Annotated in this window: 10 protein-coding genes; 4 read left to right on the forward strand and 6 right to left on the reverse strand. The window is 71.8% G+C overall.

Annotated features, from left to right (window positions below; genetic code table 11):
• Window positions 1-56: 56 nt before the first annotated feature.
• Complete coding sequence (locus tag ACFVT5_RS01530; RefSeq protein WP_389880233.1) at window positions 57-1,682, reverse strand: M23 family metallopeptidase; 1,626 nt, start codon at window positions 1,680-1,682, stop codon at window positions 57-59.
• A gap of 236 nt (window positions 1,683-1,918) precedes the next feature.
• Window positions 1,919-2,962 carry an esterase/lipase family protein gene (locus tag ACFVT5_RS01535; protein ID WP_389880235.1) on the reverse strand — a complete coding sequence of 348 codons (1,044 nt, stop codon included), beginning with the start codon at window positions 2,960-2,962 and terminating at the stop codon, window positions 1,919-1,921.
• A 391-nt stretch (window positions 2,963-3,353) separates the two neighbouring features.
• Here ACFVT5_RS01535 and ACFVT5_RS01540 point away from each other — a divergent pair, with 391 nt between their 5' ends.
• A complete protein-coding gene (locus ACFVT5_RS01540) occupies window positions 3,354-3,779 on the forward strand; it encodes a cobalamin B12-binding domain-containing protein (RefSeq protein WP_389880237.1) in 426 nt (141 codons plus the stop codon).
• Between the two features lie 854 nt (window positions 3,780-4,633).
• On the opposite strand, the gene ACFVT5_RS01545 is transcribed toward ACFVT5_RS01540, so the two are convergent.
• The 4 genes from ACFVT5_RS01545 to ACFVT5_RS01560 form a co-directional block, all read right to left on the reverse strand.
• On the reverse strand, window positions 4,634-6,745 hold the full coding sequence (locus tag ACFVT5_RS01545; RefSeq protein WP_389880239.1) for a type IIA DNA topoisomerase subunit B: 2,112 nt from the start codon (window positions 6,743-6,745) through the stop codon (window positions 4,634-4,636).
• A gap of 137 nt (window positions 6,746-6,882) precedes the next feature.
• Window positions 6,883-8,928 (reverse strand): DNA topoisomerase (ATP-hydrolyzing) subunit B, encoded by a 2,046-nt coding sequence (gyrB, locus tag ACFVT5_RS01550; RefSeq protein WP_389880240.1) that lies wholly within the window; start codon window positions 8,926-8,928, stop codon window positions 6,883-6,885.
• A gap of 1,113 nt (window positions 8,929-10,041) precedes the next feature.
• On the reverse strand, window positions 10,042-11,643 hold the full coding sequence (locus ACFVT5_RS01555; RefSeq protein ID WP_389880242.1) for a DUF5691 domain-containing protein: 1,602 nt from the start codon (window positions 11,641-11,643) through the stop codon (window positions 10,042-10,044).
• 410 nt (window positions 11,644-12,053) lie between these two features.
• Window positions 12,054-13,406 (reverse strand): SWIM zinc finger family protein, encoded by a 1,353-nt coding sequence (locus ACFVT5_RS01560; RefSeq protein ID WP_389880244.1) that lies wholly within the window; start codon window positions 13,404-13,406, stop codon window positions 12,054-12,056.
• A 132-nt stretch (window positions 13,407-13,538) separates the two neighbouring features.
• Here ACFVT5_RS01560 and ACFVT5_RS01565 point away from each other — a divergent pair, with 132 nt between their 5' ends.
• Genes ACFVT5_RS01565 through ACFVT5_RS01575 form a run of 3 tightly spaced genes read left to right on the forward strand, consistent with a single transcriptional unit; the run spans window position 13,539 to window position 18,425 of the window.
• Window positions 13,539-14,738, forward strand: coding sequence for an AAA family ATPase (locus ACFVT5_RS01565; protein ID WP_389880246.1), 1,200 nt, complete (start codon window positions 13,539-13,541; stop codon window positions 14,736-14,738).
• Complete coding sequence (locus tag ACFVT5_RS01570) at window positions 14,735-17,212, forward strand: DUF5682 family protein (protein WP_389880248.1); 2,478 nt, start codon at window positions 14,735-14,737, stop codon at window positions 17,210-17,212. The genes ACFVT5_RS01565 and ACFVT5_RS01570 overlap by 4 nt, the downstream gene beginning before the upstream one ends.
• Window positions 17,199-18,425 (forward strand): VWA domain-containing protein, encoded by a 1,227-nt coding sequence (locus tag ACFVT5_RS01575; protein WP_389880250.1) that lies wholly within the window; start codon window positions 17,199-17,201, stop codon window positions 18,423-18,425. Before ACFVT5_RS01570 ends, ACFVT5_RS01575 begins: the two co-directional genes overlap by 14 nt.
• Window positions 18,426-18,463: the final 38 nt, after the last annotated feature.

An 18,463-nucleotide genomic window follows, 5' to 3' on the forward strand; every position in this document is an offset into this window, starting at 1 on the left:
ACCTTATTCAGCCCGGCCGGCGTTTGAGGCCACCGTAAGGCGCCGCCGGGCAACCGCTAGGTCGGGTCGATCCCGTGGCTGCGCAACCACGGCAAGGGATCAATCGCGGCACCGCCCCCGGGGCGGACCTCGAAGTGCAGGTGCGGCCCCGTGGACTTGCCGGAGTCCCCGGAGTAGGCGATGACGTCGCCCGCCTTCACGGTGCCGCTCATGATCTTGTACGTGGAGAGATGGCAGTACCACGTCTCGGTACCGTCCGCGGCGGTCACGATCGCCATCGTGCCGTAGGCGCTGTTCAGTTGGGTGCGTACGGTGCCGTCGGTCGCCGCCATCACGGGGGTGCCGTAGGAGACGGGGAAGTCGATACCGGTGTGCAGGGACATCCAGTTGGCGCCGGCCTGCCCGAAGTAGGCGCTGAGACCCTGCTGTTTGACCGGCAGCATGAACTTGGGCCGCAGCCGCTCCTTGCGCGCCGCTTCCTCCGCCGCCTCCTTGCGGGCCTGTTCCTGCTTGGCCTTGAGGTCGATGCGCTCCTGCGTACGGCTGGCGCGATCCGCGAAGTCACCGGCGTCCGCCGACAGGTTCGCCAGTTGGGTGTCCAACTTGCTGTTCGCGACGGACGGCTCCACGGCGGTCGGATCCGGCGCCGCCGCCGAGGTGTCCTTGTCCCCGTTGTCGGTCATCCCGACGGACGCGGCGGCGATTCCGGCGACGCCCATCACACACGCGGACGGCACCGCGACGGTGAGCAGCGCGGAACGCTTCGCGGGGGAGCGGCGACGGGCGCGGGAGCGGGATCGGGGCGCCGGGTGATGCAACGGGACGACGGTTTCGTCCGGGTGGTCGTGCTCGTGCTCGTGGTCCTGGTCGTATGCGCGGTCGTACTCGTACTCGTGCTGGGCGTCCGGCTCGCCGTCGGGTTCGTCCTCGGCGTAGGACGCCGGTTCGTCGTACGGGGCCGACTCCTCGTAGGGCGCGGCCTCTTCGTACGGTGTCCCGTTCTCGTACGTCGCCGCCGGGGTCTCGTACGACGGTGAACTGCCGTCGGAGTTCCACGCGGTGGCGTCATAGGCGCCGGTGTCGAAGGTCTGCGTCTCGAAGGTCTGGGCCTCGAAACTCTGCGCTTCGAAGGTCTGGGTCTCGAAGGTCTGGCCCTGGAACGTCTGCGTCTGCGGCTGCGTCTGGAAAGCCTGCGCGTCGAAGGCGTTCGGCGCCGCGAATTGCTGCGCGTCCCACTGCCCGGAGACGTCCGACGGATGCCCCTGCGCGGGGATCCCGCCGAGGTGTTGATACCCGGTCGACTCCCAGACCCCGGTGGTGTCGTAGGCCCCGGTGTCGTACGCGGCGTGATGCTGGGCGGCGTACCCGTCGTAGTTCAGGGTCTGGTGCGTACCGGTCGTGTACTGCGCCCCCGCGGTGGGCCACTGTCCGCTGTCGTACGGGGTGTTCGGCGCCGCTGTGGCGTTGCCGGGCATGTCACCGAAGAGGGGGTCCGACTCGAAGGAGCCGGTGGCCGTCGCGGTCGTCGTCGTGAACGAGCCGGTGCCGTAGGCGTCATAGCCCTCGTACCCCGTGTAACCGCCGTGCTGCGTGCTGTGGTCGTACTGCGCGTAGTGCGCGGAGGCGGTGTCCGGAGTGGGTGCCGGGGGAGTCGCGGTCCCCGACGGGTGAGGGTCGTTCACCAACTTCTCTTTCGCCTCGACAGCAGGAGCTGGGTCTGGGTCCTGACGGCGGCTGCCGCTGAAGTTGCGGTCCCAGGGGGCGGAGCAGTGCGGCGACTGTACCCGGCGGTATGCGGGCGCGACAATCTTCCGCTGGTTTCGCGCTCTCGGGAAACGGGCATTCGGCCGTCTTTCGGCGGACTATGGGCAGAGCCTTGGCCGTGTGTTCGAGAGTCGTTCGAGAAAAGGTGGGGGGATCAGGCGACGGTCAGGCCGCTGGAACTCGAACTCTTTACCGGGCCCTGCCTTCCGCGTCCCGCGCGTGTCCTGGTGTTGGCGGTGGCGGCTGTCCGGGCGACTTCGGTGTGGTGGAGGTCGTGGTCCAGTGCCTGGCGGATTCCGGCGGCGACCGCCGGGTGCACGGGGAGCGCGAGATGGCCGATGCCGGTGACCCGGACGTTCTCCGCGACCAGGTCCGGGTGCTCCAGGGATGCCGTCTCCAGCGGTTCCATCCAATGGTCGAGGTCGCTCCAGAAGCTGACGAAACGCGTCCGGCACTCCGGCGCGGGCTCGGCCAGCTCCTTGATCACGTCCGAGCCGGGGCGCATCTGCCGGACGATCGGGTGGGCGTTCAGCAGCGGGGCGACGCGGGTGCCGGCATGCGGGGTGCCGAGCGTGACGAGTGTCCGTACCCGCAGGTCACCGCCCAGTCGCTGCACGTAGTACCGGGCGATCAGTCCGCCGAGGCTGTGTCCGACGATGTCCACCTCGTCACGGCCCGTCCGCTCGCACAGCTCCTCGATGTGCCGTCCGAGCAGCTCGGCGGCGGCGCGGATGTCGCCGGTCAGCGGGGAGTAGTTCAACGACTCGATGTGCTCCCGCCCGCCCTGGGCCAGCGCACGCCGCAGCAGCACGAACACGGAACGGTTGTCGATGAAGCCGTGCAGCAGCATTACGGGTGGTAGCGATAATGTCGCGGTCGGTAGCCGAGTGGGGTCCGGTACGGGGGTGGGGTGGCCGTCGGACGCGGATGCCGAACCGGGTGCTGACGCGGGTGCCGTGTCGTCGTCGGGGGTACGGGGGCGCGGGGTGGGGTGGCGCTCCTGGATCATCCCGGTGGGGTAGAGGACGACATGCCCGGCGAGGATCGCGCACTCCAGGATCGTCGCCTTGAACAGTGCGGCGGAGAGTCCGACGGCCCGTCCGGCGGCCAGCGCCGGCAGGTCGGACAGCCGGGTCGGGAGCAGGCGCTCCCACAGCTGTAGAAGGGGCAGGACGGGCAGGACCCTCGGGACCTTCATGCGGCCGACCTCCTCGTCGGCACACCGGAGGACGTCTCTGTCCCCCGCGTGCCCTCATGGAAGTCGTGGTGGGGTCGGTCCGGGGAAGAGTCCGGTCAGCACCTGGGTCGGTGCGGCCGGAACCGTCACCGACGCACCGCCCCACCCTGCCGCTCGCCCAGCGACCCGGTGGTGCGGCGACCTCGTCGCGGCTCCCTTGCGCTATAGGTGATTTTCCCCCATGGTCAACGACGCGAAACTGCCTGGTTGCGGGATGCCGGCGGTAACGTCCGTTCACTTCTGGGTGCGGTTTGAGGGGCGCGGCCGGGCGGACAATGGCATCGTCACGTTGAGTAGATGGAGCGGGTACAGGCCGGTACAGGTCGGTACAGGTCGGTGCAGGGAGGCAGTGATGGGTGTGTCAGCCGGACCGATCCGTGTGGTGGTCGCCAAGCCGGGGCTCGACGGGCACGACCGTGGGGCCAAGGTGATCGCGCGGGCGCTGCGGGACGCCGGTATGGAGGTCATCTACACCGGTCTGCACCAGACGCCCGAGCAGATCGTGGACACGGCGATCCAGGAGGACGCGGACGCGATCGGCATGTCCATCCTGTCGGGCGCCCACAACACCCTGTTCGCCCGGGTCCTGGAACTCCTCAAGGAACGCGACGCCGAGGACATCAAGGTCTTCGGCGGCGGCATCATCCCCGACTCGGACATCGCTCCGCTCAAGGACCAGGGCGTGGCAGAAATCTTCACCCCTGGAGCGACGACGGCATCGATCGTGACGTGGGTCCGCACAAACGTGGTGCCCCGGGCGCAACAGAACACTGGTTGAACGCCCCTTCAGCACAGGATTGCCCCTGCGGGCACCCCTTGCCGGGGGCGGGGCTGCGGCGGAAAGAAACAATCGGCCCTGCGGGCCAGGCTCCCCATTGGCGGCGCGGGTGGTCCCGCCGGTCTACCTGCCGGGGGTGGAGCGTGGCTGCGGCGGGAAGAAACCGTCGGCTCTGCGGGCCAGGCTCCCTGCGGGACGCGGATGGCACCGCCGGACCATCCGCCGAGGGTGGTCCGCCGCCGCGGGCGGAAGAAACAATCGGCTCTGCGGGCCGGACCCCCTGTCGGGGGGTGGAGCGCCGCTGCGCCGGAAGGCTGGCTCCGCGGGCCGGGCTCCGTACCGGGTGCGGATGGTCCCGCCGGACTGCCTGCCGGGGCGGGGCGCGGCTGCGGCGGAAAGAAACGGTCGGCTCTGCGGGCCAGGCTCCCTGCCGGGCGCGGGTGGCATCGCCGGAGCGTCAGCCGGGGGCGGGGCGTGGCTGCGGCGGGAAGAAGCTACCGGCTCTGCGGGCCCGGGTTCCGTACCGGGCGCGGGTGCCGCCGCCGGACCACCTGCCGGGGGTGTTGCGGCGCTGCGGCGGGAAGAAGCAACCGGCCTTGCGGGCCGGACCACCTGTCGGGGTGGAGCGCCCGCTGCGGCGGAAGACCGGCATCCCTGCCGGGCGTATGGCCCCGCCGAACCGGCTGAGCACCGCTGGGGCGGAAGAACAACCGGCCCCTCGGGCCAGACCCCCATAAGGCACGGGGCGAAAACAACCGGCCGTGAGGTCAGTTCCCCCCTGCCCCTTACCGCAACCGGATCCCACCCCCCACGCCGAGGGCGTCCTGGCCCGCAGGGTCGGGTGTGGCGGTGGTTCAGAGGTCGAGTCGGGAGCGGTCGAGTGCCGCGGCGGAGCGTGAGATGAACTTCTTGCGGGGCGCGACGTCGTTGCCCATCAGGAGGTCGAAGACCCGCTCGGCGGCCTCCAGGTCGGTGAGGTTGATGCGGCGCAGGGTGCGGCGCCGCGGGACCATCGTGGTCTCGGCAAGCTGGTCGGCGTCCATCTCGCCAAGGCCCTTGTAGCGCTGGATGGAGTCCTTGTACCGGACGCCCGTACTCCGGAACTCCGCGAGCGTGTCGCGCAGTTCGCGGTCGGAGTAGGTATAGACGTACTTGTCCTCGCCCTTCTTGGGCTGGACCAGCTCGATCCGGTGGAGTGGTGGCACCGCGCTGAAGACCCGGCCGGCCTCGACCATGGGCCGCAGGTAACGGTGGAACAGGGTCAACAGCAGGGTGCGGATGTGGGAGCCGTCCACATCGGCGTCGGTCATCATGATGATCTTGCCGTAGCGGGCCTGGCCGAGGTCGAAGGTACGGCCGGACCCGGCCCCCACGACCTGGATGATCGCGCCGCACTCGGCGTTCTTGAGCATGTCGGTCACCGAAGCCTTCTGGACGTTGAGGATCTTGCCGCGGATCGGCAGCAGCGCCTGGAACTCGGAGTCGCGCGCCAGCTTGGCGGTGCCCAGCGCGGAGTCGCCCTCGACGATGAACAGTTCGCCGCGCTCGACGTCGTCGCTGCGGCAGTCGGCCAGCTTGGCGGGCAGCGAGGACGATTCCAGGGCCGTCTTACGGCGCTGGGCCTCCTTGTGCCGGCGGGCCGCGATGCGGGTGCGGGCCGCCGCCACGATCTTGTCGAGGACGGCGCGGGCCTGCTGTTTGGCGTCGCGCTTGGTGGAGGTCAGAAACGCCCTGAGCTCCTTGGCCACGACCTGCGCGACGATGCGGGAGGCGGCCGAGGTGCCCAGCACCTCCTTGGTCTGCCCCTCGAACTGCGGTTCCGCGAGCCGGACGGTGACGACCGCGGTCAGGCCCTCCATCGCGTCGTCCTTGACGACGTCGTCCTCGGCGACCCGCAGCAGCTTGGTGGCGCGCAGGGCCTCGTTGACGGTCTTGGCCACCGACCGTTCGAAGCCGGCGAGATGGGTGCCGCCCTTGGGGGTGGCGATGATGTTGACGAAGGACTTGACGGTGGTGTCGTAGCCGGTGCCCCAGCGCATCGCGACGTCGACGTCGAGTTCCCGGGTGACGTCGGTGGGGGACATCTGGCCGTGCCCGTCGAGTACCGGGACGGTTTCCTTGAAGCTGCCCTGCCCGCTGAAGCGCAGGACGTCGCAGATGCCTCTGTCGCCGGCCAGGTACGCGCAGAACTCACTGATGCCGCCGTCGAAGCGGAAGACCTCTTCGCCCTTGCTGCCGCCTGCGCCGAGACCGTACTCGTCGCGGACGACGATGGTCAGCCCGGGTACCAGGAACGCGGTCTGGCGAGCGCGCTGGTGCAACGTGTCCAGGGAGAGCCTGGCCTCCCTGAGGAAGATCTGGCGGTCGGCCCAGTAGCGCACGCGCGTGCCGGTACGCGACGTGGGGATCTCGGCCGTTCGGCGCAGGCCCTGGGCGGGGGTGAAGGGGGCATCGGGTCCGGGGGCGGTGTAGGTGCCGGGGACGCCGCGGCGGAAGCTGATGGCGTGGGTGTGGCCGTGGTGGTCGACCTCGATGTCGAGCCGGGCGGAGAGAGCGTTGACCACAGTGGCGCCGACGCCGTGCAGACCGCCGGAAGCGGCGTAGGAGCCGCCGCCGAACTTTCCGCCGGCGTGGAGTTTGGTGTAGGCGACCTCGACGCCGGACAGACCGGTGCGGGGCTCGGTGTCCACGGGGATGCCGCGGCCGTTGTCGCTCACCTCCACCGACCCGTCGTTGTGGAGGATGACCTCGATACGGGTGCAGACGCCGACCAGAGCCTCGTCGACGGCGTTGTCGATGATCTCCCACAGGCAGTGCATCAGGCCGCGGCTGTCGCTGGAGCCGATGTACATGCCGGGGCGTTTACGCACGGCCTCAAGTCCTTCGAGGACCATCAGGTGCCGCGCGGTGTAGTCGGAGCCGTCCTGGACGCGGCTGCCGAGGGACGGGACGGGGAACGTGCTCACGCAGTGCTCTCTTCGGCTGCGGACGGGCAAGGGCGGATCACCCAGGCGCGGGCGCGGCCTGGGCGAGGGAGCGCGCGGCCTGGGCGAGGAGGCGCGCGGCCAGGGCGAGGGGGCGTGGCCAGGGCGAGGGGGCGCGATCAGATGTCGAGGAAGCGGACGTCCTTGGCGTTGCGTTGGATGAAGGAGCGCCGGGCCTCGACGTCCTCACCCATCAGGACGGAGAAGAGGGCGTCGGCAACGGCCGCGTCATCGAGGGTGACCTGGCCGAGTACGCGGTGCTCCTGGTCCATGGTCGTGATGCGCAGCTCCTCGGCGTTCATCTCACCCAGGCCCTTGAACCGCTGGATGGAGTCGTCCCTGACCCGGCGGCCGTCCTGCCGGCCCCGTTCCAGCAGTACGTCGCGTTCGCGGTCGGAGTAGGCGTACTCCACGTGGTCCCGGCTCCACTTGATCTTGTAGAGGGGCGGGCGGGAGAGGTAGACGTGCCCGTGCTCGATCAGTGGCCGCATGAAGCGGAACAGGAAGGTCAGCAGCAGGGTGTTGATGTGCTGGCCGTCGACGTCGGCGTCCGCCATCAGGATGATCTTGTGATAACGGAGCTTCTCGATGTCGAAGTCCTCGTGCACACCGGTGCCGAAGGCCGAGATCAGCGCCTGGATCTCCTGGTTGTGCAGGATCTTGTCGATACGGGCCTTCTCGACGTTGAGGATCTTGCCTCGGATGGGAAGGATCGCCTGGTACTGGGGGTTGCGGCCGGACTTGGCCGAGCCGCCGGCGGAGTCGCCCTCGACGATGAAGATCTCGCTCTTCGCCGGATCGTTGGACTGGCAGTCGGACAGCTTGCCCGGCAGGGCCGCTGGCTCCAGCAGGCCCTTGCGGCGGGTCAGGTCCCGAGCCTTGCGGGCCGCCAGCCGGGCGGTGGCAGCCTGCGTCGCCTTGCGGACGATGTCCGCCGCCTCGTTGGGGTTGCTGTCGAACCAGTCCGTCAGATGCTCGTGCACGACCTTCAGTACGAACGTCCTGGCCTCGCTGTTGCCCAGCTTGGTCTTGGTCTGGCCCTCGAACTGCGGCTCCCCCAGCTTGACCGAGATGATCGCCGTCAGACCCTCGCGAATGTCCTCACCCGTGAGGTTGCCGTCCTTCTCACGCAGCAGCTTCTTCTCGCGCGCGTACCGGTTGACGACCGTGGTCAACGCCGTGCGGAAGCCCTCCTCGTGGGTGCCGCCCTCGTGGGTGTGGATGGTGTTGGCGTAGGAGTAGACGCTGTCGGCGAACTGGCTGTTCCACTGCAGTGCGACCTCCACCGACAGCAGCCGCTCGGTCTCCTCGGCGGCGATGGAGACGACGGAGGGGTGGACCGGCTCCCCCTTACGGGCATTGAGGTAGGCGACGAAGTCGGTGATGCCGCCGTCGTAGCGGTAGGAGACCGTCTTCGCCGCCTGCTCCCCGGCGGTGTCCGGACCCGTTTCGTCGGCCGCGGCCGTCGCACGGGCCGACGCACGCTCATCGGTGAGGGTCAGGGTCAACCCGCGGTTGAGGAAGGCCATCTCCTGGAACCGCCGGGCCAGCGTCTCGAAGGAGTACTCGGTGGTCTCGAAAATGCCGCCGTCCGCCCAGAACGTCAGCGACGTGCCCGTCCGCGAGGTGGCCTCGTGCCGGGCCAGCGGCGCGGCCGGCGCCCCATCCTTGTACTCCTGGGTCCACCGGTAGCCGTCGGTCCAGATCTCCGCCGACAGCCTGGTCGAGAGTGCGTTGACCACCGACAGGCCCACACCGTGCAGACCGCCGGAGACCGCGTACCCGCCGCCCCCGAACTTGCCGCCCGCGTGCAGCACCGTCAGCACCACCTCGACGGCCGGCCTCTTCTTCGTTGGATGCATGTCGACCGGGATGCCGCGCCCGTTGTCGATCACCCGTACGCCGCCGTCCGCCAGGATCGTCACGTCGATCCGGTCGGCCACCCCGGCCAGCGCCTCGTCGACGGAGTTGTCCACGATCTCCTGTACCAGATGGTGCAGACCCCGCTCGCCCGTGGAGCCGATGTACATGCCGGGCCGCTTGCGTACGGCGTCCAGCCCGTCCAGGACGGTGATCGCGGTGGCGTCATACGTGGCAGAGCCGACGTGGCCGTTCTGCTCGGCGCCGGAGATGTCGGAGGCGGCGTGAGTGCCGGAAGTAGTCAAAATACTCTCTTTTCGGGCACGGCAAACCGCGCTCCCGCACACCACGGCGCGAGAGCGGTCGGATCGCTGGACGGAAAACGTGTCGCGGACAAACCAAAGAAGACCCTCTGGGCCCGCAGATCTCGACGCCCAGGAAGGCGACGAGACGTTTCCAGAATACCGAAAGCCCAACGCGAACCTAGGCCAAGAAGCCGCTCAGACGCCCACCTGGCGGCCGATCCGCCTGCCAGTCAATCCCCCCTGCTCACGTGGCAGGAAAATCCCGGAGGGTGGCACGTGGGGGCTTTCTGGGCGCTTTGGTGCGCTGGGTTACAGGGGCTTTTTCGAGCGGGACGCGCCGCGGGCGAAACCGGGCCCCGGGGTATGCGCGGCGGCCCGGGGCCCGCAGTGATCAACGACGACCGGCTCGGCCAGCCAGTCGCCCGCCCGGCCGCGAGTGAGACAGTCCGGCTGCCGACGGAATACAGCCTCGACATGCCGACCCAGTGACAGGGCACGACCCGCCTTTTCCGCCGCTGCGGCGCTCCGCCCTCGCTGGGGTGTTTGGCGGTGCCATCCGGGCCCGGTGGGTGGTGCTGGCCTGCTGGGCCGGGTTCTTCCTTTCGCCGCAGCGGCGCTTAGCCTCCGGCGGTGCTGGCCCGCAGGGCCAGGCTCTTCGTTCCGTCGCAGCGGCGCTTAGCCTCCGGCGGTGTTGGCCGCCAAGGCCGGATTCTCTTTCCGCCGCTGCGGTGCATCGCCCCGGCCGGGGTGTTCGGCGGTGTCATCTGGGCTTGGTGGGCGGTGTTGACCCGCTGGGCCGGGTTCTTCCTTTCGCCGCTGCGGCGCCCGGCCTCCGGCGGTGCTGGCCCGCAGGGCGGGATCCTCCTTCCGCCGCAGCGGCGCGCCGCCCTCGCCGGGGTGTCCGGCGGTGCCATCCCGGCCCAGTGGGCGATGCTGGCCCGCAGGGCCGTGTCCTTCCTTCCGCCGCCGCGGCGCTCCGCCCCCGGCCGGGGTGTTCGGCGGTGCCATCCGGCCCGGTGGGCGGTGCTGGCCCGTAGGGCCGGATTCCCTCCTCCGACCCGCCCCCCGCCGGGGGCCCGGCGGTGCCACCCCGGCCCGGTGGGGGGTCGCCCCCTACGGGGCGGTCAGTTCTTGGGTCATCGCGGCTCGTAGCCGCAACGTGGTGAGGAGGCGTTGGAACGCCTCTGCCCAATAGCCGCCGGCACCCGGCGCCGCGTCCTCCGGCTCGTCCGGGGTTCCTGTCAGTGACTCCAGGCGGTCGGCTGCCACAGGGTCGAGGCAGCGCTCCGCCAGCCCCATCACGCCACTGAAGCTCCACGGGTAACTCCCGGCGTCCCGCGCGATGTTCAATGCGTCGACCACCGCCCCTCCGAGCGGCTCGGCCCAGGGCACCGCGCAGCCGCCGAGCAGCTGGAACGCCTCCGACAGACCGTGTGCCGCTATGAACCCGGCGACCCACACGGCCCGTTCGTCCCCGGGCAGCGCCGCGAGCAGCTTCGCCCGTTCCGCCAGCGACACGGCCCCCGGCCCCCCGGCCCCGGGCGCGGCGGGCTGCCCGAGCAGGGCCCGCGACCACGCCACGTCCCGCTGCCGGACGGCGGCCCGGCACCACGCCGCGTGGACCTCGCCCTGCCAGTCGTCCGTGACGGGCAGCGCGATCATCTCCTCCGGCGTCCGCCCCCCGAACCGTTCCGACCACCGCCCGAGCGGCGCCGCCTCCACCAACTGACCCAGCCACCACGACCGTTCACCCCGACCGGCCGGCGGCTTCGGTACCACCCCGTCCCGCTCCATTCCCGGATCGCACTCGTGCGGCGCCTCCACCACGATCGTCGGCACCCCCCGCGTACGGTCCAGCGCCACGCACGAAGCCGCCCGCTCCGCCATCCGCCCGGCCAGCGCCGAACCGGGCAGCGCCGACAGCAACTCCGCCGCGGTCGCCCGTACATTCCGACTGCGGTCCGCCAACGCCCGCTCCAGGAACGGCTCGTCCGCCGCGCCGAGCCCCGTACGCAACGAGTCCAGGAACATCAGCCGGTCCTCGGCCCGCTCCGTCGACCAGGTCGTGGCGAGCAGATCCCGCGCGGCCTCCGCGTCCCGCGCCCGGACCGCCCCGAGCAGCGCGATCCGCTCCGCGAACAGCCCCTCCTGCCATAGCCGTTCGACATCGGCGGTCTCGTCAGGCGCGGGCAGCGCCGCGCCGCCGCCGGGCGTCGCCCGCAGTGCGAACCGCCAGTCCGGATTCAGCCGCGCCAGCCACAGCGCGCGCGCACCCGCGAACGCCAGTACCTGCGGACGCAGATCCGTTCGCCCCCGGGCCGCGTCGAGCAGCGCGGGCAACTGCTCCGACGGGGCCGCGTAACCGAGGGAGTTGGCCGTGGTCAGCCACTGGGGCAGCAGTTCCGTCAGATCGGGTGCCGTCCCGCGTCTGTTGCCGCCGCCCGTGCCGTGCCGGTCGGCGAGGAGCCGGGCGAGGCGTCGCCCGGCGGCGGGCGGCAGCGCGGGCCGCGGATCCGGTGCGGCCCGCTCCAGGAGCGGCGCGGCCGGCGCGGGCCGCGACCCGGCCCTGCGCCGCACCGTCTGGACGGCCGCCGCGTCCAGCAGCGCCGCCGGCGCGCTCCGCCCCTCGACCGCCACATCGGGCCGCCGCCGCTCGGTCCCGAGCAACGCCGCCGTCACCAGCTCGTCCCAGGAGGCGTCCGTCAGTTCAGCCATCGTGCCCACCGCCGCAGGTCCCCCCAGCCCCATGTCCGTGGCGATGTCCCTCGCCGGTTCCGCCCCCGTCATGCCGCCTCCGCCCGTCGCGTACCGCGTGGTCCCGGTCGGGTCCGACCCCAGCCGGTGTCCTCGTCGCCCGTGGTGCCGCCGTTGGTCCCTGTTCCGGTCCGTCGTGTCCGTCGTATCCGTCGCATCGTCCACCGCCGTTCGTCCGGTTCCGAAGTGGTCGGTCCTGCCGTTCTCATCGTTCTCGTCGGCCCCGCCGTGCCCGTCGTCCTCGTCACTCTCCTGCCGTGTGCCGTCATGTCCGTCAGTCAAGGCGCCGGTCCCGCGCCCTGGCCATCTCCAGGGCGCGCATCCGCATACGCGTCACGCGCTCACGCCGCCTTACCTTCTCCGCCGCCCCGTTAAGTCAGCGTTACCGCCTCCGCCGACGCCCCCTCCGCCCAGGCCGTGAGCGGCGTGAAGCCCCGGTGACCGCACTCCCCGAACACCGTCACCGGGGCACCGCCCGACAGCGCCACGAGACGCCACAGACCCGGCGACGACAGGGCCGAGGGAGCGAGCGGCAGCGCCGTCGTCCCGTCCGCCTCGGCCAACTGCCAGGTGCCATCCGCCGGTGTCGGCACCACCCGGGCCAGCGTGACCGGCCAGGCGTCCAGCCACGGGTCGTCGCGCAGCGCCTCCCCGTACCGCGCCGCCGCCCCCTCCGTACTCGTCCCGGGCGGGCGCGCCGTCGACGGCACCGGCGCCGCGAACTGCTCCCGCAGATCGGCCCGCGGCTGCCCGGCACCGGGATACGCGGACAGCTCGGCGTCCAGCGCGAGCCCCACCGGCAGGGCCAGCGCGGGGGCCCTGCCCGCCGCCCCGAACGACAGCAGCAGCGCCGTACGCCCCGACTCCGTCCCGTACAGCCATATCCGGCGGGTCGTCAGATGGCCGTCCGCCGTGTCGTACTGGGCGAGAACCAGCCAACGGTCCCGCAGCGGCGGCCCGTCCGCAGACGCGGGCAGGCCGACCCGGGAGCGGACCGTCGCCGCCAGGCCGCCCGGCAGCGCGTCCCGCCGCAACCACCCCTGGTCGAGGAGATGGAGCAGCGCGCACTCCTCAAGCAACCGCACCGGCCAGCCGGGCCCCGATCCCGGTATCGCCCCCAACTCCCGCACCCGCGCGGCCAGTCCGGGCGCCTGGGCGTCCACCATGCGGGCCGCCGTCTCCTCCCACAGTCCGTACCCCGCCTGCTCCGCCGTGGCCAGGCCGCTCCGCAGCAGGTCCGTGAGCCGCTGCTCCAGCTCGGTCGCACCCGCCGTGACCCGCTCGGCCCGTCTTTCCGCGCGCCGCCGCGCCGCCTCCGGATCGGCGCCCGCCGCCGGCGCCGCGGCCGGCTGCTTCTTCTCCTCGCTCCGCTTTCTGCGTCCCGCCACCCACTCGTCGGCCCACTCCGGAGTCGGCCCGTCCGGCACCGCGCCGTCCCCGCCCGCCCAGAGCAGCAGCAGCCCGAGCGCGTGCTTGCACGGGAACTTCCGGCTCGGACAACTGCACTTGTACGCCGGGCCCGTGACATCCGCGATGTCCACCACCGTCTGATACGGCCTGCTCCCGCTGCCCTTGCACAGGCCCCACACCGCCCCCTCTCCCGAACAGCCCGCGTCCGACCACGGCCCGGCACCGCCGAGCCTGCTTCCCGCTTTGCGTGACGCGGGGTCAGGAGCCAGTGCCAGCACCTGATCCGCCGTCCAGCGCACCCCCTGCTGAGTCATGCTTCGAAGGTAGATCCCCCCACTGACAATCGGCCGTCGCGTCGGCGTTTGCACAGGTCAGGCCGGATTGTCAGTGGCGTGGTGCACGGTGGACACCAGATCAGAACCGGCTCAGCTGGAGGGGGAAGCCTCATGTCCGTGTCCATCGATCCGACGTCCGTCGACCCGGCGTCCATCGACCCGACGCACGCCGCCACGGCGTCCGTCGCACCGACCACGAGCCCTGCGCGGGAAGCGGAGACGGGGGCGGAGGCGGAGGCGCTGAGGCCGCACGCCGAGGAGGCGTTCGCCGGTGAACTCGCCGCGCTGGCCGCCCAGGACGACCGCCCGAGGCCGGCCCGCTGGCGCCTCTCACCCTGGGCGGTCGCCACGTATCTCCTCGGCGGCACACTGCCGGACGGCACGGTGATCTCCCCGAAGTACGTGGGTCCGCGCCGCATCGTCGAGGTCGCCGTCACCACGCTCGCGACCGACCGGGCGCTGCTGCTGCTCGGGGTGCCCGGCACCGCGAAGACCTGGGTGTCCGAGCACCTCGCGGCGGCCGTCAGCGGGGACTCGACGCTGCTCGTGCAGGGCACGGCGGGCACCCCGGAGGAGGCCGTCCGGTACGGCTGGAACTACGCGGAGTTGCTGGCCAACGGCCCGAGCCGGGCCGCGCTGGTGCCGAGTCCCGTGATGCGGGCGATGGCCGAGGGAATGACGGCGCGCGTCGAGGAACTGACCCGTATCCCGGCGGACGTACAGGACAGCCTGATCACGATCCTGTCCGAAAAGACCCTGCCCATCCCGGAGTTGGGCTCTGAGGCACAGGCCGTGCGCGGGTTCAACCTGATCGCCACGGCCAATGACCGCGACCGGGGGGTGAACGACCTGTCGAGCGCCCTGCGCCGCCGCTTCAACACGGTGGTGCTGCCGCTCCCGGAGAGCGCCGACGCCGAGGTGGAGATCGTGTCCCGCCGCGTCGACCAGATCGGCCGCTCCCTGGACCTGCCGGCCGTGCCCGAGGGCATCGAGGAGATCCGGCGCGTCGTCACGGTCTTCCGCGAACTGCGCGACGGCGTCACGACCGACGGCCGTACGAAGATCAAGTCCCCGAGCGGCACCCTGTCCACGGCCGAGGCGATCTCGGTCGTCACCAGCGGCCTGGCCCTCGCCGCACACTTCGGCGACGGGGTGCTGCGGCCCGGCGATGTCGCCGCCGGCATCCTGGGTGCCGTCGTCCGGGACCCGGCGGCCGACCGGGTGGTCTGGCAGGAGTATCTGGAGGCCGTCGTCCGTGAGCGCGACGGGTGGAAGGACTTCTACCGCGCGTGCCGGGAGGTGAGCGCGTGACGCCGAAGGAGACCGCGCGCCGCGGGCCGTTGCTGCTCGGCGTGCGGCACCACGGACCGGGCTCGGCGCGGGCGGTGGCCGCCGCGCTGGACGCCGCCGCGCCCCGCGTGGTCCTGATCGAGGGCCCACCGGAGGCGGACGCGTTGATTCCGTTGGTCGCGGACCCGGAGATGCGACCGCCCGTCGCGCTGCTCGCCCATGTCGTGGACGAGCCGGGCCGGTCCGCGTTCTGGCCCTTCGCCGCGTTCTCGCCGGAGTGGGTGGCGCTCCGCTGGGCCCTGCGCCAGGGCGTACCGGCGCGGTTCATCGACATTCCGGCGGCGCACACCCTGGCCTGGCAGCGCGACACGGCCGAGCGGGACGGCGCCCCACACGACACCGCCCCACAGGACGGCGCCCCGAACGACACCGACCCTCAGGACACCGGGGGCGACGACCCCGAAGAGGCGTCGCGGCGGCTGCGGATCGACCCGCTGGCCGTCCTGGCGGAGACCGCCGGGTACGACGATCCGGAGCGCTGGTGGGAGGACGTGATCGAGCACCGCGCCACGGCGGGCGACGTGTTCGCGCCGTTCGACGCGCTGGGCGAGGCGATGGAGGCGCTCCGCGAGACATACGGCGACGGGGGCCACGACCGTGATCTCGTACGCGAAGCCCATATGCGGCTCCAACTGCGCGCCGCACAGCGGGAGTTCGGGGACGACATCGCTGTGGTCTGCGGTGCCTGGCATGTGCCCGCGCTGCGGCGCCGGACCACCGTGACGGCCGACCGGGCCCTGCTCAAGGGCCTGCCCAAGGCCAAGGCCGACATGACCTGGGTGCCGTGGACCCACCGCCGCCTGTCCCGCGCGAGCGGGTACGGCGCGGGCATCGAGTCCCCCGGGTGGTACGGACACCTTTTCCACGCCGTGGACCGTCCCGTAGAGCGGTGGATGACGAAGGTCGCCGGACTCTTCCGCGAGGAGGACCGGATCGTGTCGTCGGCGCATGTCATCGAGGCGGTCCGGCTCGCCGGGTCACTAGCCGCGATGCGCGGGCGCCCGCTGCCCGGACTCACCGAGACGACCGACGCCGTACGGGCGGTGATGTGCGACGGATCGGACGTACCGCTCGCTCTCGTACGGGACCGGCTGGTCGTCGGTGATGTGCTCGGGGACGTGCCGGAGTCGGCGCCGGCGGTGCCGTTGCAGCGGGATCTCACCCGGTTGCAGCGGACACTCCGGTTCAAGCCGGAGGCCCTGGAGCGTGAGGTCGAGCTGGATCTGCGCAAGGACACCGACGCCGCGCGCGGCAGGCTGCTGCACCGGCTGCGGCTGCTCGGCGTCGACTGGGGCGAGCCGGCACGCTCGGCCCGGGGGAGTACCGGTACGTTCCGCGAGACCTGGCGGGTGCGGTGGGAGCCGGAGCTGTCCGTGCGGGTCGCCGAGGCCGGTGTGTGGGGCACCACCGTGCTCGCCGCGGCGACCGCGAAGGCCGAGGCGGACGCGGCCGGCGCGCGGGCACTCGCCGAGGTGACGGGCCTCGCCGAGCGGTGCCTCCTCGCCGAACTCACCGACGCCCTCCCGGTGGTGATGCGGATCCTCGCCGACCGCGCGGCCCTGTCCACCGAGGTCGGCCACCTCGCGCAGGCGCTCCCCGCCCTGGTCCGCTCCCTGCGGTACGGAGACGTGCGCGGTACGGACACCCGGGCGCTGACCGGCGTCGCGGCGGGCCTCGCGGAGCGGGTCTTCGTCGGACTTCCGCCCGCCTGCGCGCGGTTGGACGCGGACGCGGCGGCGGAGATGCGCGGCCATGTCGACGCGGTGCACGGCGCGGTGGGCCTGCTCGCCGAGTCGCTGTCGGGAGGCAAGGAGGGCACGGACTCCCGAGCTGGAGCCGGAGCTGGAGCCGGAGCTGGGGCCGGAGCCGGTTCCGGGCCGGAGGGGATACGGGGCCGCTGGCACCGGGTGCTGCGGGTGCTGTCCGCGCGGGACACCGTGCCCGGTGTCATCCAGGGGCGGTGCGCGCGTCTGCTGCTGGACGACGGCGAGTTGAGCGAGGAGGAGGCGGCACGACTCATGGGGCTCGCGCTGTCACCAGGGACGCCACCGGCCGAAGCGGCGGCGTGGATCGAGGGGTTCGTCGGCGGCGGATCGGGCGGCGGGATGCTCCTGGTGCACGACGAGCGGCTGCTCGCGCTGGTCGACGGCTGGCTGAGCGGGGTCCCGGCGGACGCCTTCACGGACGTACTGCCGCTGCTGCGCCGCACCTTCTCGGCGTACGAGACGGGCGTACGGCGCACCCTGGGCGAACTGATCAGGCGGGGCCCCGCCGCGACCGCACGCGTGACGCCGACCGGGTCCGCCGCGCCCCCCGGTTTCGCACCGCGCCCGGACGCGCCCCGTGCGGACGCCGTACTGCCGGTACTGGCTGCGCTGTTGGGCCTTGAGGAACACCTTGAGAAGCCGAGGGAGGGGTCGCATGAGTACGCGTGACGGTGACGGGCGGGGGGTGGCCGGCGGACCGGTGACCGACGGACGGGTGGCCGATGAGCGGGTCGCCGATGAGCGGGTCCGGCGGTGGCGGCTGGTCCTGGGCGGCGGCGAGGCGGACGGTACCGGGTACGGCCTTCAGGGGCAGGACGGCGCCATGGACGGGGCGTTGACCGCGCTGTACGGGAAGGGGGACCGGGCCGGACGGGGGCGCGACCGGTCGGCGGGGCTCGGCGCCTCGGCGCCCTCGGTGGCGCGCTGGCTCGGCGACATCCGTACCTACTTCCCGTCCTCCGTCGTCCAGGTCATGCAGCGGGACGCGATCGACCGGCTCGGTCTTTCCGCGCTGCTCCTGGAGCCGGAGATGCTGGAGGCCGTCGAGGCGGACGTACACCTCGTGGGCACCCTGCTCTCGCTCAACAAGGCGATGCCGGAGACGACGAAGGAGACCGCGCGGGCCGTCGTCCGCAAGGTGGTCGACGACCTGGAGAAGCGGCTCGCGACCCGGACCCGGGCCACCCTGACCGGCGCCCTGGACCGCAGCGCCCGGATCAACCGGCCGCGCCACCGCGACATCGACTGGAACCGCACCATCGCGGCCAACCTGAAGAACTATCTCCCAGAGCACCGGACGGTCGTCCCGGAACGGCTGATCGGGTACGGCAGGGCGTCGCAGTCGGTGAAGAAGGACGTGATCCTCTGCATCGACCAGTCGGGTTCGATGGCGGCGTCGGTCGTGTACGCGTCGGTGTTCGGGGCCGTGCTGGCGTCGATGCGGTCGATCTCGACCCGGCTCGTCGTCTTCGACACGGCCGTGGTCGACCTCACCGACCAGCTGGACGACCCGGTCGACGTCCTCTTCGGCACCCAGCTCGGCGGCGGCACGGACATCAACCGCGCCCTGGCGTACTGCCAGTCCCAGATCACCCGCCCCGCGGACACGGTCGTGGTCCTCATCTCGGACCTGTACGAAGGGGGGATACGGGACGAGATGCTGAAGCGGGTGGCCGCGATGAAGGCGTCCGGGGTGCAGTTCGTGACGCTGCTCGCGCTGTCGGACGAGGGGGCGCCGGCGTACGACCGGGAGCACGCGGCGGCCCTCGCTGCCCTGGACGCCCCGGCGTTCGCCTGCACACCGGATCTGTTCCCGGAGGTCATGGCAGCGGCGATAGAACGCCGTCCCCTGCCGATACCGGACCCGGACACCCCACGCTGACCTGACCCGGCGCGACCGGGGAACCTGGCCGGGAAACC

It is taken from the genome of Streptomyces sp. NPDC058001, assembly GCF_042886315.1.
Lineage (GTDB): Bacteria > Actinomycetota > Actinomycetes > Streptomycetales > Streptomycetaceae > Streptomyces.

Excerpts from the sequence above, each read along its gene's own strand:
- ACFVT5_RS01540 (WP_389880237.1), top strand. The coding sequence starts at position 3,354 with ATGGGTGTGTCAGCCGGACCGATCCGTGTGGTGGTCGCCAAGCCGGGG.
- ACFVT5_RS01555 (WP_389880242.1), bottom strand. The coding sequence starts at position 11,643 with ATGGCTGAACTGACGGACGCCTCCTGGGACGAGCTGGTGACGGCGGCG.
- ACFVT5_RS01575 (WP_389880250.1), top strand. The coding sequence starts at position 17,199 with ATGAGTACGCGTGACGGTGACGGGCGGGGGGTGGCCGGCGGACCGGTG.
- ACFVT5_RS01565 (WP_389880246.1), top strand. The coding sequence starts at position 13,539 with ATGTCCGTGTCCATCGATCCGACGTCCGTCGACCCGGCGTCCATCGAC.
- ACFVT5_RS01560 (WP_389880244.1), bottom strand. The coding sequence starts at position 13,406 with ATGACTCAGCAGGGGGTGCGCTGGACGGCGGATCAGGTGCTGGCACTG.
- ACFVT5_RS01535 (WP_389880235.1), bottom strand. The coding sequence starts at position 2,962 with ATGAAGGTCCCGAGGGTCCTGCCCGTCCTGCCCCTTCTACAGCTGTGG.